This is a genomic window from Streptomyces avidinii (genome assembly GCF_014650695.1).
Lineage (GTDB): Bacteria > Actinomycetota > Actinomycetes > Streptomycetales > Streptomycetaceae > Streptomyces > Streptomyces avidinii.
On sequence record NZ_BMVL01000014.1, the window covers coordinates 160500 to 177144 of the forward strand.

The 16645-nt window shown below is 71.6% G+C and carries 12 protein-coding genes; 9 read left to right on the forward strand and 3 right to left on the reverse strand.

The window, feature by feature from the left end:
• Nucleotides 1-23 precede the first annotated feature (23 nt).
• From IE257_RS30025 to IE257_RS39235, 3 genes are all read left to right on the forward strand, one after another.
• A complete protein-coding gene (locus IE257_RS30025; RefSeq protein WP_189973012.1) occupies nt 24-623 on the forward strand; it encodes a hypothetical protein in 600 nt (199 codons plus the stop codon).
• 167 nt (nt 624-790) lie between these two features.
• On the forward strand, nt 791-982 hold the full coding sequence (locus IE257_RS30030; protein ID WP_189973013.1) for a hypothetical protein: 192 nt from the start codon (nt 791-793) through the stop codon (nt 980-982).
• A gap of 59 nt (nt 983-1041) precedes the next feature.
• Entirely contained in the window at nt 1042-4104 is a 3063-nt protein-coding gene (locus IE257_RS39235) for a helix-turn-helix transcriptional regulator (protein WP_189973014.1), read from the forward strand.
• Here IE257_RS39235 and IE257_RS30040 read toward each other — a convergent pair.
• From IE257_RS30040 to IE257_RS30050, 3 genes are all read right to left on the reverse strand, one after another.
• The gene (locus IE257_RS30040) at nt 4067-4237 is read right to left on the reverse strand and encodes a DUF6191 domain-containing protein (protein WP_229920737.1); all 171 of its coding nucleotides are present in this window, start codon (nt 4235-4237) and stop codon (nt 4067-4069) included. The genes IE257_RS39235 and IE257_RS30040 overlap by 38 nt on opposite strands.
• A gap of 51 nt (nt 4238-4288) precedes the next feature.
• Entirely contained in the window at nt 4289-5524 is a 1236-nt protein-coding gene (locus tag IE257_RS30045) for a PQQ-dependent sugar dehydrogenase (RefSeq protein ID WP_189973015.1), read from the reverse strand.
• A 189-nt stretch (nt 5525-5713) separates the two neighbouring features.
• Nucleotides 5714-6721 carry an aldo/keto reductase gene (locus IE257_RS30050; RefSeq protein ID WP_189973016.1) on the reverse strand — a complete coding sequence of 336 codons (1008 nt, stop codon included), beginning with the start codon at nt 6719-6721 and terminating at the stop codon, nt 5714-5716.
• A gap of 73 nt (nt 6722-6794) precedes the next feature.
• On the opposite strand from IE257_RS30050, the gene IE257_RS30055 reads away from it, so the two are divergent.
• The 6 genes from IE257_RS30055 (at nt 6795) to serA (ending at nt 16598) form a co-directional block, all read left to right on the forward strand.
• Nucleotides 6795-7742, forward strand: coding sequence for a 2-hydroxyacid dehydrogenase (locus tag IE257_RS30055; protein WP_189973017.1), 948 nt, complete (start codon nt 6795-6797; stop codon nt 7740-7742).
• 283 nt (nt 7743-8025) lie between these two features.
• Nucleotides 8026-10923 (forward strand): putative bifunctional diguanylate cyclase/phosphodiesterase, encoded by a 2898-nt coding sequence (locus tag IE257_RS30060; RefSeq protein WP_372453066.1) that lies wholly within the window; start codon nt 8026-8028, stop codon nt 10921-10923.
• A 204-nt stretch (nt 10924-11127) separates the two neighbouring features.
• On the forward strand, nt 11128-13014 hold the full coding sequence (locus tag IE257_RS30065) for an acetolactate synthase large subunit (protein WP_189973019.1): 1887 nt from the start codon (nt 11128-11130) through the stop codon (nt 13012-13014).
• A 32-nt stretch (nt 13015-13046) separates the two neighbouring features.
• Nucleotides 13047-13571 carry an acetolactate synthase small subunit gene (gene ilvN / locus IE257_RS30070; protein ID WP_030010002.1) on the forward strand — a complete coding sequence of 175 codons (525 nt, stop codon included), beginning with the start codon at nt 13047-13049 and terminating at the stop codon, nt 13569-13571.
• A 126-nt stretch (nt 13572-13697) separates the two neighbouring features.
• Complete coding sequence (ilvC, locus tag IE257_RS30075) at nt 13698-14699, forward strand: ketol-acid reductoisomerase (protein WP_189973020.1); 1002 nt, start codon at nt 13698-13700, stop codon at nt 14697-14699.
• A gap of 309 nt (nt 14700-15008) precedes the next feature.
• Nucleotides 15009-16598 carry a phosphoglycerate dehydrogenase gene (serA, locus tag IE257_RS30080; RefSeq protein WP_189973021.1) on the forward strand — a complete coding sequence of 530 codons (1590 nt, stop codon included), beginning with the start codon at nt 15009-15011 and terminating at the stop codon, nt 16596-16598.
• The last annotated feature ends 47 nt before the right edge of the window (nt 16599-16645 follow it).

Genomic DNA, 16645 nt, shown 5'->3' on the forward strand with positions numbered 1-16645 from the left:
ACAGGGCGCCTACGGTGCCCCGCATGGACACCACGAAGACCCCCGCCCCGAACGCCGCCGAGGCGGACACCACCCCGGCCGACCTCGTAAAGGCCGAGACCCCCCAGCCGGCCGAGGCCGAGGCCGAAGCCGACTCCGCGGTCACCGGCGAGGCCACCGACACGGACCTGGACGACGACGAAGCCTTCGCCGACGACCAGGCCGACGACGCGGAGCCGAGCCATGTCGGGTCCGCCGCCTTCGCGATCGTCGCCGCGGGTCTCGGCGTCGTCGCCCTCAGCGGCAGCTGGGTCGCGGGCATCGTGTCCGAGCGTGCCAGCGTCGCCGCCCGGCTGGAGCTCACCCAGGCCGCCGACGCCAACGCGCAGATCGCCGCCCAGTTCGTCGACCCGTGGCACAGCACCGCGATGGTGAACGGCATCTTCTCCGCCCTGGCCCTGATCGTCGCCACCTTCGTGCTGGCCCTGCCCGCCTTCAGCAGCCCCGAGCGCACCCTTCCCACCTGGGTGCGGTCCGTCTCCTGGGCGGGCATCGGACTTGGCGCCGTCGGCGTCCTGCTCTTCGTCCTCATGTACTTCGACCTCCTCCTCGCCATTCCCAAGGCAGCGGGCGCGGGCGCCTAGGCAGCGCCTTAGGTCCTCACGGACCGGTCCGGGGCTCCACGGCCCCGGACTAAGGCCCCCTGCCCCGGGCAGATGCGGCATGCGACCGATGTGCCGGTACCCCCTGGGACGCGAATCTTGGATCACACCGAACGAGGTGCCCGAGAAACGCGACCAGGGAGTACGAGATGTTCGAGTACGAGATCGTCACCGCCGTCCGCAGCGCCGACCTCATCCGCGAGGCGGCCGAGTACCGCACGGCCCGGGCGGCCCGGAAGGCGCACCGCGCCTCCTTGCCGAGCCAGGAACCCCGAAGGCCGGTGAGACCGCTCCGGGACCGGTTCACCCGCACCGCGTGCTCCGCGCCGCACACCGCGTGAACTGACGCGTGAGGGGAAGCGCACCGGCGGGGAGTGCCGCCGGACAGGACGTCTGTGCGATGCTCGGCGGCGTGGAGACCAGATCTGTCAGCCCGGTGTTCGTCGGCCGAGCCGACGAACTGGCCGTACTCACCGACGCACTGACCCGCGCAGCAGGTCAGGAACCTCAGGCGATGCTCATCGGGGGAGAGGCCGGAGTCGGCAAGACCCGCCTCACCGAGGAGTTCCTCTGCGAGGCGGACCGCCGCGGCGCCGTCGTCGCGGTCGGAGGTTGTGTGGAGATCGGGGCGGAGGGCCTTCCCTTCGCCCCGTTCTCGACGGCCCTGCGCACCCTGCACCGGCTGCTGCCCGAGGAGTTGGCCACCGCTGCGGCCGGGCAGGAGGACGAACTCGCCCGCATCCTCCCCGAACTCGGCGACACCCCGCGCGGCCCGCACGACGAGGAGAGCACGGCCCGCCTCTTCGAACTGACGGCCCGGATGCTGGAGCGCCTCGCCGCCGAACGCACCGTCGTCCTCGTCCTGGAGGACCTGCACTGGGCGGACACCTCCACCCGGCACCTGCTCTCCTACCTCTTCCGCACCCTCGCCAGCGGCCGGCTCGTCATCGTCGCCACCTACCGTGCAGACGACGTGCACCGGCGCCACCCGCTGCGTCCGCTCCTCGCCGAACTCGACCGGCTCCGCACCGTCCAGCGCATCGAACTGTCCCGCTTCAACCGGGCCGAGGTGCGCCGCCAGCTCGCCGGCATCCTCGCGGCGCAGCCCGACGAGGACTTCGTCGACTCCGTCTTCGACCGGTCGGACGGCAACGCCTTCTTCGTCGAGGAACTCGTCGCCTCCAGGGAGAGCGGCTGCCGCACCGGACTCACCGAATCCCTGCGCGACCTGCTGCTCGTCCGTGTCGAGGTGCTCCCCGACGAGACCCAGAGCCTGGTGCGCATCGTCGCGGAGGGCGGCTCCACCGTGGAGTACCCGCTGCTGCGCGCCGTCGCCGGACTCACCGAGGACGAGCTGATCGAGGCGCTGCGGGCCGCCGTCGGGGCCAACATCCTGCTCGCCACCCCCGACGGCGACGGCTACCGCTTCCGGCACTCGCTGGTCCGCGAGGCCGTCAGCGACGACCTGCTGCCCGGCGAACGGGCCCGCGTCAACCGCCGCTACGCCGAGGCCATGGAGGCCGACGGGTCGCTGATCCGCGCAGAGGAGCACGCCATTCGGCTGGCCAGCTACTGGTACCAGGCGAACGATCCCGCCAAGGCGCTGCCCGCCGTACTCGCCGCCTCCGTCGCGGCGCGCCGCCGGCACGCCTACTCCGAGCAGCTGCGCCTGCTGGAGCGGGCCATGGACCTCTGGGACAGTGCCCCCGGGGAGGTCCGCGAGGCGCTTCGCCCGGCGGACTACACCGAGGTCTATCCGCCGTGCGGCTGCGACCCCGCCACCACCGCGCTCCAACGTCTCGACCTGCTGGCCGAGGCGACCGTCGCGGCGCGCTACGGCGGCGAGCGCGATCGCGCCCTGAAGATCACGAAGACGGCGCTGCGTCTGCTGGAGGACGACCGGGACCCCCTGCGGGCCGCCTGGTTCTGGACCGAGCGCTCCCGGCTGACCGCCGGCCTCGGGCGAGGCGACGGCTGGGAGGAGATCGCCCGGGCGCAGGACCTCGTCAAGGGGCTGCCCCCGTCGCAGGTGCACGCCGAGGTCCTGGTCCGGGCCGCGAGCTGGGGCATGCTCCACAAGCCGGGCCCCGGCAACCTCGCCGCCGCCGAACGCGCCGTCGAGTACGCGCGCATGGTCGGCGCGGAGGAGACCGAGCTCAATGCCCGGATCACGGTGGGCGCCCTGCTCACCGACTCCGGCGACGCCCCGGGCGGTCTCGCCGAGATGCGGGCGGTCGGGGAACGGGCCGCTGCACTCGGACTCACCATGCTGGCCGGTCGTGCGCATATCAATCTCACCTCTCAGTTGGAAAGCCTGGGCCGGTCCCGCGAGGCTGTGGAACTGGCCGAACAAGGGGTCGAACTGGTCCGCAGGTCCCGGCTCCTGGACAGCGAGGCCTGGGTCTGCGGAAACATGGCCGAGAGTCTCTACAGCCTCGGCCGCTGGGACGAGGCCGCCGAGGCGGCCCGGCGCACCCTGCTCGTCGGCCAGAGCGCCGCCCCGCGCGGCTCCGCCTCCGCACGGCTGGCCTACCTGGCCCTGGCTCGAGGCGAGTTGACCGAGGCGGCCCACCGGCTCGCCGCGGCCCACACCCACTTCGGCACCCACGAGACCCAGCCCCAGCACCGGATACCGCTGTACCGCCTCGCGGTCGGCATGGCCGCGAGCGAGGGTCGGATCGCGGACGTCCGCACCGAGATGTCCGCGGCCGCCGCCTACGGATTCCCGCTCGGGCAGCACCGCTACGCCTGGCCGCTGCTGCTCGCCGCAGCCTCCGCCGAAGCGGACGCCCGGGGGCTCCCCGCCGCCGAGGCCGGCCGGGACGCCGCCCTGGACGTGCTGCGCACCGCCGCCCGCTCCCTCGCCACCCCGGTCCCGGTGTGGACCGCCCATGCCGAGTACGTCCGGGCCGAACTGCTGCGGGCCGAGGCCCGGGACACCCTTGCCGACTGGGTCGCCGTCGAGAAGGCCGTTCGGCCGCTGGAGCGCCCGTACCTGCTGGCCAGGGCCTGCCACCGGCTCGCGGAGGCCATGCTGGCCGCCGGTGACCGGGATCCCGCGGCCGCCCTGCTCCGCGAGGCCTACGCCACCGCCGAGCGGATCGGCGCGCGCAGGCTGCGCGAGGACCTGGCCCTACTGGCCCGGCGTGCCCGGCTCCCGCTGACCGCCGCCGACCCGGACGCCGGCCCGTCCGTACCGGAGAGCGACCCGGTCGAGGCGCTCGGGCTGACCAGCCGCGAGCGGGACGTGCTGCGCCTGGTGGCGGCCGGCAGCACCAACCGGAAGATCGCCGAGGAGCTCTTCATCTCCCCGAAGACGGCGAGCGTGCACGTCTCGAACATCCTGGCGAAGCTGGGTGTCGCCGGCCGGGGCGAGGCCGCCGCCCTCGCCCACCGGCTGCGCCTCTTTGCCGCGCCCTCCCCGGTCAGTTCCCGTCCGGAGGCTGCTCGTCAAGGCGTATGAGGACCTTGCCGGAGTCGAGGTCTATCGGACCCCGTCCCGGATCGTTGTCATTGACGTCGGTCCGGGACAGCTCCAGCCGCTTCTTCTCCTCGTCCGTGTGCCCCCGCCCCGGGTTGAACAGTTCCTCGATCATGTTGAACACCGCGCCCACCACACCCTTCGCCCCCTGCCGGGGACCTGCTGGTCACCGCACCGTCAGGGTCAGGATCCGGTCGTCGCCCGCTTCCGGTGACCCGCGTCCGTCCGTCTCGCTCGTGACGAGCAGCATGCGGTCCCCGCCGAGGGGCACCACCGTCCGCAGCCGGCCGTACTCACCCGTCAGGAAGGCCTCCGGCTCCGCCGCCAACTGCGCGCCGGCCAACGGGATCCGCCACAGCCGCTGGCCCTTCAGGCCGGCCATCCAGATGGAACCCTCGGCCCAGGCGATGCCGCTCGGCGAGGCCTCGTCCGTCTTCCACACGGCGACCGGATCCCGGAAGCCGGGCCTGCCCGCCTTGCCCTCGGCCTCGGGCCAGCCGTAGTTGGCGCCCGGCTCGATCAGATTCAGCTCGTCCCAGGTGTTCTGGCCGAACTCGGCCGCCCACAGCCGTTTGTCCTTGTCCCACGCGAGACCCTGCACATTGCGGTGCCCGTAGGAGTAGACGACGGAATCCGCCTCCGGATTGCCGTGCACCGGATCCCCGTCCGGGGTCATCCGCAGGATCTTGCCGCCCAGCGACTTCTTGTCCTGCGCGAGCCCCTTGTCCCCGGTCTCGCCCGTTCCGGCGTAGAGCATCTTGTCCGGGCCGAAGGCGATCCGGCCGCCGTTGTGGACGAGGCCCTTGGGAATGCCCCGGAACACCGTGTCCGGCGCCCCCAGTTGCTGTCCGGGAGGTCTCTGCTCGTCATAGCGCAGCCGGGCGATGCGGTTGTCGGACTCGGTCGTGAAGTACACGTACACCAGCCGGTCCGACGCGAAGCCGGGCGACAGCGCGAGCCCCATCAGCCCGCCCTCCCCGCCCGGAGCCACCCCCGGTACCTCACCGATCTGCGTCACCTCGCCCGATCCCGCGGCCACCCTGCTGATCGTCCCCTTGTCCCGCGAGGCGACGAGCAGGTCCCCGCCCGGCAGAGGGGCCACGCCCCACGGCGACTCCAGACCCTTGGTGACCTCGCCGGTCACCGTCACCGTCCCCTTCGCCGGCGGACCCGTGGCCTCCGGCGAGGCGGACGGTCCGCCCGACGGAACCGGTGACCCCGATCCGGCCGCGGCCGTGCCCGGTGGAGAGCCGCCCGGCCCCGAGCCCCGGGCGCCCTCCGGCGTGCATCCCGCCGCCAGCAGGGCGCCGCAGCCGGCCAGCGCGAGCGCCGCCAGCACTCCCCGGCGCCGACCGCCCGCGCCCCCCGACCCCGCCCGCCCGGGAGAATGTCCGTATCGCATCGCCCTGCTCCCTTCCGGTCCTCCGATCCTGCCTTCCATCTGTCTCAACAGCTCCGGCAGTTCGCGAAGTTCCACCACTCGTACACTCGATCGAGTGGTTGCGGGCCGAGCCCCGCCGAGCCCCGCCGAGCCCCGCCGAGCCCCGCCACGCCCCGCCCGGCCCCGCCCTTCAGGGCGTGGACCCCCGGGTCAGTCCCAGGCTCCCACCTCGACCGGGAGGCCCGCGATCTCGGCCAGGTCCCCGGCCGACAGCCGCACCTCCGCCGCCCGCGCGTTCTCCGCCGCCCACGGCGCCCGGTCGGCCCCCGGCACCGGCACCACGTGCGGCCCCTGCGCCAGCACCCAGGACAGCGCCACCTGCGCGACCGTGACCTCCGGGCCGTGCCGCCGCGCCACCCGCCGCAGCCCCGCCAGCAGCACCTGGTTCGACGCCATCGCCTCCGCCGTGAACCGCGGATGCCGGGCCCGCACGTCCTGCGGCTCGAAGCCCTCGCCCGGCGTGAGGGTCCCCGTGAGGAACCCGCTGCCCAGCGGCATCGCCGCCAGGAACCCGACCCCCCGCGCCGCGCACCAGGGCAGCAGCTGCCAGGCGGCCTCCGGCGACCACACGGACAGCTCCGCCTGCACCGCGCTCACCGGGAAGACCTGCTGCAGTCGCTCCAGGTGTCGCAGCGTCGTGCGGTAACCCCGGTCCCCGCTGCGCCCCGCCCCCGGCCCGGCCCCGGCACCGAGCGCGCAGAAGCCGAGCGCCCGCACCTTGCCCGCGCCCACCAGCTCCGCCATGGCGCCCCAGGTCTCCTCCACGGGCACGTCCGGATCCACCCGGTGCAGTTGGTAGAGGTCTATGACGTCGGTCCGCAGCCGCCGCAGCGAAGCGTCGCAGGCCCGCCGCAGATAACCGGGCCGCCCGTCGGCGACCACGTGCTGGTCACCCGCCCGCAGTCCCACCTTGGCCGAGACGAAGGCCTCGGACCGCCGTTCCCGCAGCACCCGCCCGAGGAGCAGCTCATTGGTGAACGGCCCGTACACATCGGCCGTGTCCAGCAGGTTCGACCCCAGGTCCAGCGCCGTGTGCACGGCGGCCAGCGACTCGTGCCCCCGCCGCCGCGAAGGCGCGTACGCCCAGCTCATCGGCATACAGCCGAGGCCGACGGCGCCCACCGTCAGCGCCCCCGCCCCGATCGACCTGCGCTCCACCCCTGCGTCCCCCTCCGGCTCCGGCCCTCAAACTAACGGCTTGATCCGGATGGCTTGGCATAGCCTCGTGATCATGACTGCAATGACCCCGGATGTCTGGCTCCCGTTCCCCGCCGAGGAGATCGCGGGCCTCCCCGACTGCTTCCGGTACCGCCTCTGGGACGGCGAGGACGCCTTCCCGGCCGATCCGGCCGACTGCGTCTTCTACGTGACCCCGTACATGAAGTCCCCCGAGGTCACCGTGCGCCCGCTGGCGGCGATGCCGGCCGTCCGGGTCGTGCAGACCCTGACCGCCGGAATCGACCACGTGCTGGGCGGTCTCGGCGACCTGCGCCCCGGCGTTCGGCTGTGCAACGCCGCGGGGGTCCACTCGGCCAGCACCGCCGAGCTCGCTCTCGCGCTGACCCTCGCCTCCCTGCGCGGCATTCCCGGCATGGTCCGCGGCCAGGACCGCGAGGAATGGCGCTCCGGGTTCTACGACGCACTCGCCGACAAGTCGGTTCTGATCATCGGCTACGGATCGATCGGCTCGGCCATCGAGGACCGGCTCGTGGCCTTCGAGTGCGGGCCGGTCGCCCGGGTGGCGCGTACGGCGCGGTCCGGCGCCCGCGGGCCCGTGCACGCCCTGGCCGACCTGCCCGGGCTCCTGCCGTCGGCCGATGTGGTGATCCTCGTGACCCCGCTGACCGAGGCCACCCGGGGCCTGGTGGGCGCGGACTTCCTCGGCCGGATGAAGGACGGCGCCCTGCTGGTGAACGTGTCGCGCGGTCCCGTGGTCGACACCAAATCCCTGCTGGCGGAAGTGGAGTCGGGCCGGCTGCGCGCGGCGCTCGACGTCACCGACCCGGAACCGCTGCCCGCCGGCCATCCGCTCTGGCATGCTCCGAATGTCCTGATCACGCCTCATGTCGGCGGCAGCAGTTCGGCGTTCGAGCCGAGGGCGAAGCGACTGCTTGCCCGCCAGCTCACCCGGTTCGCCGCGGGAGAGCCGGTGGAACACACGGTGTTGATCACCGAGTGACGAGCGGCTGCGCACGCTCCGGAGTCACCCGAACGCGTGGAGTGTGCACAACTCCCTGCATGGTGACGGAGAGTAGAGGGAGTATGTCCCTGAGTGACGAAAGTGGTGTATCGTCCGGAAGAAGGGGCTGCGCCACGAACGTCTGGCGCTGGGGAGTGATCGGACACTTTGGGGGGCGACGGGCGATGTACGGCCAATGGACGAAGGATCCGACGCGGCACGGCCGCCGGAGGCGACGCTGTCGAGACTGGGCTGCACCGGAACCAGCCGGCGAGGGGGACCGGTGAGCACCCAGGGGGCGGCGCTCCTGAACCGGCCCTCCGTCTCCGGCGGAGGCAAGGGCCTGGCGATGCAGCTGCTCCTCGCGGTGGTCAGCGGCGGCTATGCCGTCGGCGCCGCCCTCAACTGGGGCTCGGAGGAAGTCGCTGAGATCATGGGCGACTTCGGGCTCAGTGCGGCCGGCTTACTCGCCGCGGTCTCCTGCTACTCCTACGCGAGGGCGATCGACAGCCGCGAACGCCCCGCCTGGTTGCTCTTCGCCTTCTCCTCGCTCATGGGCGCCGGCGGCAACGCGGTCTGGGGCTGGTACGAGGTGATCCTGGGCCAGGAGGTGCCGAAGCCCTCGCTCGCCGACTTCGCCTTCCTCTGCTTCGCCCCGCCCGCCATCGTGGGCCTGCTCGTCCTCGCCAAACGCCCGGTCACCCGCGCCGGCTGGGTGTGCCTCGGACTCGACTCCTGGCTCATCGGCGGCTCCCTGCTCACCCTCTCCTGGAGCCTGGCCCTGGCCCATGCGGCGCGGACCGCCCAGTCCGGCGCCCCCGGCAGCGTCCCGCGCGCCGCCCTCTCCCTCGCCTATCCGCTCCTGGACATCGCCCTGGTCTCGATGGTCCTGGTCCTGCACTTCCGGCGCAGCGAGACCAACCGCTCCGCCGTCAACACCGCCATCGCGGCGCTGGCCCTGACCGTGCTCAGCGACGCGCTGTTCACCTCGCCCCTGCTCAGCGCCGAGTACCAGTCCGGACAACTGCTCGACGCGGGCTGGTTCGCGGGCTCGCTGCTGCTCGCGTACGCGCCCTGGGGCGCCCGGCGCATCCACCCGGGCCCGGAACCGGTCGGCCGTCCGCGCGTCGACCGGCCGCACAGCCGCCCGATCACCGGTTCGCTGCCCGCCCTCACCCCGTACCTCGCGGCCGCCGTGTGCACCCTCGGCATCCTGTACAACGTCGTGGACGGCCGGAAGGTGGACCGGATGGTCGTCTTCACCGGTTGCACGGTCGTGCTCGCCCTCGTCATCCGCCAGGGCATCATGCTCCTCGACAACATCGCCCTCACCCAGGAGCTGGCCCAGAAGGAGAACCACTTCCGTTCCCTGGTCCAGGGCTCCAGCGACGTCATCATGATCGCCGCCCCCACCGGGACCCTGCGCTACGTCAGCCCCGCCGCCGCCGGGGTCTACGGCCGTGAGGCGGAGGAGCTGGTCGGCACCGAGCTCGCCACCCTGATCCACCCCGACGACCTCGGCCGGGTGGTGCACGAGGTGCGCCGCTTCCTCGCCGCACCGCCCACCGAGGAGCCCACCACCCGCATCGAGTGCCGCTTCAAGTCCGGCGGCGGCGAATGGCTCAATGTGGAGTCCACCGTCAACCGCCACCAGGGCGGGCTCATCCTCAACAGCCGGGACGTCACCGAACGGGTCCGGCTCCAGGCCCAGCTCCAGCACAGCGCGGAGCACGATCCGCTGACCGACCTGCCGAACCGGGCCCTGTTCACCCGGCGCGTGCGGCAGGCCCTGACCGGCAGGCGGGCGGGCGACCACAGCACCGCCGTGCTCTTCATCGACCTCGACGGCTTCAAAGCGGTCAACGACACCATCGGCCACCAGGCCGGTGACGAGCTGCTCGTCGAGGCCGCGCGCAGGCTCCAGGACTCGGTCCGGGCCGGGGACACCGCGGCCCGCCTCGGCGGCGACGAGTTCGCCGCGCTGATCCTGGGCGACGGCAACCGCGACCCGGGCGCCCGCGAGTACCAGGTGCGCGAGATCGCCGACCGGCTGCGCACCACCCTCTCCCAGCCGTACCGGATCGGCGGCAGCGAGGTACGGGTCGCCGCGAGCATCGGCGTGGCCTTCGCCGACCCCGGCATCACCCCTTCGGACCTGATGCGCAACGCGGACCTCGCGATGTACCGGGCCAAGGCGGGCGGCAAGGACCGCGTCGAGATGTACGCCCCGCAGATGCAGGCCGAGGTGGTGCGCAAGGCGGAGCTGGCGGGCCGGCTGCGGACCGCGCTGCACGAGGGAGAGTTCGCCCTGCTCCACCAGCCCGTGGTCTCGCTGACCACCGGCGAGGTGTCGGCCGTCGCCGCACAGGCCCGCTGGCGCTCCGCCCAGGGCATCCTCTTCACCCCGGCGGAGTTCCTGCGGGTCGCCGAGTACAGCGAGGGCGGAGCGGGCGGTCAGGGATCCGCCCCAGGCCCGGGCCAGGACGCCGCGCGCACCGCCGAGCTGGGGCGCTGGCTGCTGCAGGAGGCCGTGGAGCAGGCCGCCGACCGGCACCGGGCCGGGCACGACGTACCCGTGGCCGTACGGATGACCGCGCACCGGCTCCTGGACCGGTCGATGCCCCTCGGCTCCGTGGAGGCCCTGCTGACCCGGCACGGACTGCCCTCCGGGGCCCTCGTGCTGGAGCTCGCCGTATCCGACCCCAGAGTGCCCTTCGACGACCTGGAGCGCCGCCTGACGGCCCTGCACCGGCTCGGGGTGGGTATCTCCCTGGACGGCTTCGGCAGCGGCTACGCGGCCATCAGTGCCCTGCGCCGCCTCCCCGTGGACATGCTCAAGCTGGACCGGGGCCTGGTGGAGGGGGTGGTCGAGTCCGCCCGCCTGCACAAGATCACCGCGGGTCTCTTGCGGATCGCAAACGACCTGGGCATGCGGTCGGTCGCCGACGGGGTGGACCTGCCCGAGCAGGTCCTGGCGCTGCGCGCGATGGGGTGCACACACGGCCAGGGAATGGCCTTTTCCGGACCGCTCGACGAGTACAGGCTGCGCCGTGCGCTGGTGCGCGGTACGTTCCCAGTACCGGGTGGAGCGGCCCAACCAGCACTGGCCGGCGGCTCCCCCGGGGGTTCGATGGCGATGCGTAGAGGCTCACATAATGAGACGCCCGTCCCACCTACTTGACATCACCCTCCCGCCAGAGGGAGGGTCAGTGCCATGCGCACCCGAATTCTCGTACTTGGAAAGCGCGTCGGCTGAAGCTGGGACCTGCATGTCCCCGCTCAACACCCCCGACGCGCTCCCCTCGCTTGCCTCCTGGCACGAGGGGTTTTTTGTTGCACTGGCACAGAGTCGAATCCGCGTAAAACCCTCAGCTTCGAGAAGAGAATGCCGATGACCGAGCAGGCCACCGGGGCCCACCATCCGCAGCCGCGGCCCCGTTCCGGCGGACAGCAGTCCGCCGCAGTTGAGCACGTCACGGGTGCGCAGTCCCTCATCCGCTCTCTCGAAGAGGTGGGGTGCGACACCGTTTTCGGTATTCCGGGCGGCGCCATCCTTCCCGCGTACGACCCGATGATGGACTCCAAGAAGGTCCGTCACATCCTGGTCCGCCACGAGCAGGGGGCCGGCCACGCCGCCACCGGCTACGCGCAGGCCACCGGCAAGGTCGGCGTCTGTATGGCCACCTCCGGCCCGGGTGCCACCAACCTCGTCACCCCGATCGCCGACGCGCACATGGACTCCGTCCCGCTCGTCGCGATCACCGGTCAGGTCTCCTCCAAGGCGATCGGCACCGACGCCTTCCAGGAGGCGGACATCGTCGGCATCACGATGCCGATCACCAAGCACAACTTCCTGGTCACCAGGGCCGAGGACATCCCGCGGACGATCGCCGAGGCCTTCCACATCGCCTCCACCGGCCGCCCCGGCCCGGTCCTGGTCGACATCGCCAAGGACGCCCTGCAGGCGAAGACCACCTTCTCGTGGCCGCCGGCGCATGACCTGCCCGGTTACCGGCCGGTCACCAAGCCGCACGCCAAGCAGATCCGCGAGGCCGCCAAGCTGATCTGCCAGGCCAAGCGCCCGGTCCTGTACGTCGGCGGCGGCGTCATGAAGTCCGGCGCGACCGCCGAGCTCAAGGTCCTCGCCGAGCTGACCGGCGTCCCGGTCTGCACCACGCTGATGGCGCTGGGCTCCTTCCCCGACAGCCACCCGCTGCACGTCGGCATGCCGGGCATGCACGGCAGCGTCACCGGCGTCACCGCGCTGCAGAAGTCGGACCTGCTGATCGCGCTCGGCACCCGCTTCGACGACCGGGTCACCGGCAAGCTGGACAGCTTCGCCCCCTTCGCCAAGATCATCCACGCGGACATCGACCCGGCCGAGATCGGCAAGAACCGCGCGGTCGACGTCCCGATCGTCGGTGACGCCCGCGAGGTCATCGCCGACCTGATCCAGGCCGTCCAGGCCGAGCACACCGACGGCAACGCCGGTGACTACACCGCCTGGTGGAACGACCTCAGCCGCTGGCGCGACACCTACCCGCTGGGCTACGACCTGCCGACCGACGGCAGCCTCTCGCCCCAGCAGGTCATCGAGCGGATCGGCGCGCTCGCGCCGAAGAGCACGATCTTCGCGGCCGGCGTCGGCCAGCACCAGATGTGGGCCTCGCACTTCGTCAAGTACGAGGAGCCCCGCACCTGGCTGAACTCCGGCGGCGCCGGAACCATGGGCTACGCGGTCCCGGCCGCGATGGGCGCCAAGGTCGGCATGCCCGAGCGCACGGTCTGGGCGATCGACGGCGACGGCTGCTTCCAGATGACCAATCAGGAACTGGTCACCTGCGCGCTGAACAACATCCCGATCAAGGTCGCGATCATCAACAACGGCGCGCTGGGCATGGTCCGCCAGTGGCAGACCCTGTTCTACAACCAGCGGTACTCCAACACCGTCCTGCACGCCGACGAGACCGGTCACGACACGGTCGGCTCCCAGCTCGGCGAGTCCATGGCGCCCCGCAAGGGCACCCGCGTCCCGGACTTCGTCAAGCTGTCGGAGGCCATGGGCTGCGTGGCGCTGCGCTGCGAGGACCCGGCCGACCTGGACAAGGTCATCGCCGAGGCCAACGCGATCAACGACCGCACGGTCGTGATCGACTTCATCGTCCACGAGGACGCCATGGTGTGGCCGATGGTCGCCGCCGGCACCTCCAACGACGAGGTCATGGCAGCCAGGGGCGTCCGTCCCGACTTCGGCGACAACGAAGACGACTGAGCCGAGAGAGCCCGAGAGAGAGAACGCCCCACATGTCCAAGCACACGCTCTCCGTCCTGGTCGAGAACACGCCCGGCATCCTCGCCCGGATCGCCGCGCTGTTCTCCCGCCGCGGGTTCAACATCGACTCGCTCGCGGTCGGTGTCACCGAGCACCCCGACATCTCCCGCATCACCATCGTCGTCAACGTGGAGGACCTCCCGCTGGAGCAGGTGACCAAGCAGCTGAACAAGCTGGTCAACGTGCTCAAGATCGTCGAGCTGGAGTCCCACAACGCCATCGAGCGCGAGCTCGTCCTGGTGAAGGTCCGCGCCGACAACGAGACCCGCTCGCAGATCGTCGAGATCGTCCAGCTGTTCCGCGCCAAGACGGTCGACGTCTCCCCGGAGGCCGTCACCATCGAGGCCACCGGCGGCTCCGACAAGCTCGGCGCGATGCTCAAGATGCTGGAGCCCTTCGGCATCAAGGAGCTCGTGCAGTCCGGCACGATCGCCATAGGGCGCGGCGGCCGGTCCATCACGGACCGCAGCCTGCGGGCGCTCGACCGCAGCGCCTGACCCGGTCGGCACAGCGGCCGCTGGGCCGCGGCAGACACGCTCGCCCGCATGGCGAGACCGAGAAACTCAGATTCCGTTCCCCGCCGTACGGTGGGAGCAACACCAGCGCACCAAGGAGATATCCCAGTGGCCGAGCTGTTCTACGAGAACGACGCCGACCTGTCCATCATCCAGGGCCGCAAGGTCGCGGTCATCGGTTACGGCAGCCAGGGCCACGCCCACGCGCTGTCGCTCCGTGACTCCGGCGTCGACGTCGTCGTCGGCCTGAAGGAGGGCTCGAAGTCCAAGGCCAAGGCCGAGGAGCAGGGCCTGAAGGTCGTCCCCGTGGCCGAGGCCGCCGAGTGGGCGAACGTCATCATGATCCTCACCCCGGACCCGCTGCAGGCCGAGATCTACGAGGAGTCCATCAAGGACCACCTCAAGGAGGGCGACGCGCTCTTCTTCGGCCACGGCTTCAACGTCCGGTACGGCTTCATCAAGCCCCCCAGCAACGTCGACGTCGCCCTGGTCGCCCCGAAGGGCCCCGGCCACCTGGTCCGCCGTCAGTACGAGGAGGGCCGCGGCGTTCCGTGCATCGCCGCCGTCGAGCAGGACTCCACCGGCAAGGCCTTCGACCTGGCGCTCTCGTACGCGGCCGGCATCGGCGGCACCCGCGCCGGTGTCATCAAGACCACCTTCACCGAGGAGACCGAGACCGACCTGTTCGGTGAGCAGGCCGTCCTCTGCGGTGGCGCCTCCGCCCTGGTCAAGGCCGGTTTCGAGACCCTGACCGAGGCCGGTTACCAGCCGGAGATCGCGTACTTCGAGTGCCTGCACGAGCTGAAGCTCATCGTGGACCTCATGTACGAGGGCGGCCTGGAGAAGATGCGCTGGTCCGTCTCCGAGACCGCCGAGTGGGGCGACTACATCACCGGCCCCCGCGTCATCACCGACGCCACCAAGGCCGAGATGAAGAAGGTCCTCGCGGAGATCCAGAGCGGCGAGTTCGCCAACACCTGGATGGCCGAGTACAAGGCGGGCCTGCCGAAGTACAACGAGTACAAGAAGGCCGACGAGGAGCACCTGCTGGAGACCACCGGCAAGAAGCTCCGCAAGCTGATGAGCTGGGTCGACAACGACGAGAGCTGAGCCCGTGACGGCGGGGCCGGGACACCTGGGGTCCCGGCCCCGCCGTGCATCACCGGAACTCCCCGGCCGCGAGGCCGGACGGGGTTCCGGGCGCCGGGAATCCGGCCCCGAAGGGTGCGGCTTGTCCACCCCGGCCAACCACGGACGGGTGATCCTTCCGTACAGGCGGAAATCCGGACCGTCAGCGCCACTACACTGCTCAACACATACGCGTCAGGCCCACAGTGTCGTGCGTCTTCCACGCGGCTACCCCCTCCACCGCCTGCGGCCGTCGGGACGGCCGTCCGCACTGGACTTGTGAGGACCCACGTGAGCTCGAAACCTGTCGTACTCATCGCCGAAGAGCTGTCGCCCGCCACCGTGGAGGCGCTCGGCCCGGACTTCGAGATCCGCCACTGCAACGGCGCCGACCGCGCCGAGCTGCTGCCCGCGATCGTCGACGTCGACGCGATCCTCGTCCGCTCCGCCACCAAGGTCGACGCCGAGGCCATCGCCGCGGCCAAGAAGCTGCGGGTCGTCGCGCGCGCCGGTGTCGGCCTGGACAACGTGGACGTCTCCGCCGCCACCAAGGCCGGCGTGATGGTCGTCAACGCCCCGACCTCCAACATCGTGACCGCGGCCGAGCTCGCCTGCGGCCTGCTCGTCGCCACCGCCCGCAACATCCCGCAGGCCAACACCGCCCTGAAGAACGGTGAGTGGAAGCGGAACAAGTACACGGGTGTCGAGCTCAGCGAGAAGACCCTCGGTGTCGTCGGCCTCGGCCGCATCGGTGTGCTGGTCGCCCAGCGCATGTCGGCCTTCGGCATGAAGGTCGTCGCCTACGACCCCTACGTACAGCCCGCGCGCGCCGCCCAGATGGGCGTCAAGATGCTGGCGCTGGACGAGCTCCTGGAGGTCGCCGACTTCATCACCGTGCACCTGCCCAAGACCCCCGAGACCCTCGGTCTCATCGGGGACGAGGCCCTGCACAAGGTGAAGCCGTCCGTCCGCATCGTCAACGCCGCCCGCGGCGGGATCGTGGACGAGGCCGCGCTGTACACGGCCATCAAGGAGGGCCGCGTCGCCGGCGCCGGACTCGACGTGTACGCGAAGGAGCCCTGCACGGACTCCCCGCTCTTCGAGCTCGACGAGGTCGTCTGCACCCCGCACCTCGGCGCGTCCACGGACGAGGCCCAGGAGAAGGCGGGTGTCTCGGTCGCCAAGTCGGTGCGCCTCGCCCTCGCCGGTGAGCTCGTGCCGGACGCGGTCAACGTCCAGGGCGGCGTCATCGCCGAGGACGTCCGTCCCGGTCTGCCGCTCGCCGAGAAGCTCGGCCGCATCTTCACCGCCCTCGCGGGCGAGGTCGCGGTCCGCCTCGACGTCGAGGTCTGCGGCGAGATCACCCAGCACGACGTCAAGGTGCTGGAGCTCTCCGCCCTCAAGGGTGTCTTCGAGGACGTCGTCGACGAGACGGTCTCCTACGTCAACGCCCCGCTGTTCGCGCAGGAGCGCGGCGTCGAGGTCCGTCTGACCACCAGCTCGGAGTCCCCGGACCACCGCAATGTGGTGACCGTGCGCGGCACCCTGTCGGACGGCCAGGAGGTCTCGGTCTCCGGCACGCTCGCGGGCCCGAAGCACCTTCAGAAGATCGTCGGCATCGGCGAGTACGACGTGGACCTGGCGCTCGCCGACCACATGGTCGTCCTGCGCTACACCGACCGCCCCGGCGTGGTCGGCACCGTCGGCCGCGTCCTCGGCGAGGGCGGTCTGAACATCGCGGGCATGCAGGTCGCCCGTGCGGAGGCGCACGGCGAGGCGCTCGCCGTCCTCACCGTGGACGCCGCGGTCCCGGCGGAGGTCCTCGCGGACATCGCCTCCGAGATCGGCGCCGCCTCGGCGCGCACGGTCAGCCTCGCCTGAGCCCGCCAGGGTAGGGACGTGAGGGAAGGGCCCGGGGGAGACCCCGG

Coding starts and splice junctions, on each gene's coding strand:
- ilvN (WP_030010002.1), top strand. CDS start 13,047: ATGTCCAAGCACACGCTCTCCGTCCTGGTCGAGAACACGCCCGGCATC.
- IE257_RS30025 (WP_189973012.1), top strand. CDS start 24: ATGGACACCACGAAGACCCCCGCCCCGAACGCCGCCGAGGCGGACACC.
- IE257_RS30055 (WP_189973017.1), top strand. CDS start 6,795: ATGACTGCAATGACCCCGGATGTCTGGCTCCCGTTCCCCGCCGAGGAG.
- IE257_RS30045 (WP_189973015.1), bottom strand. CDS start 5,524: ATGCGATACGGACATTCTCCCGGGCGGGCGGGGTCGGGGGGCGCGGGC.
- IE257_RS39235 (WP_189973014.1), top strand. CDS start 1,042: ATGCTCGGCGGCGTGGAGACCAGATCTGTCAGCCCGGTGTTCGTCGGC.
- IE257_RS30065 (WP_189973019.1), top strand. CDS start 11,128: ATGCCGATGACCGAGCAGGCCACCGGGGCCCACCATCCGCAGCCGCGG.
- IE257_RS30030 (WP_189973013.1), top strand. CDS start 791: ATGTTCGAGTACGAGATCGTCACCGCCGTCCGCAGCGCCGACCTCATC.
- IE257_RS30040 (WP_229920737.1), bottom strand. CDS start 4,237: ATGATCGAGGAACTGTTCAACCCGGGGCGGGGGCACACGGACGAGGAG.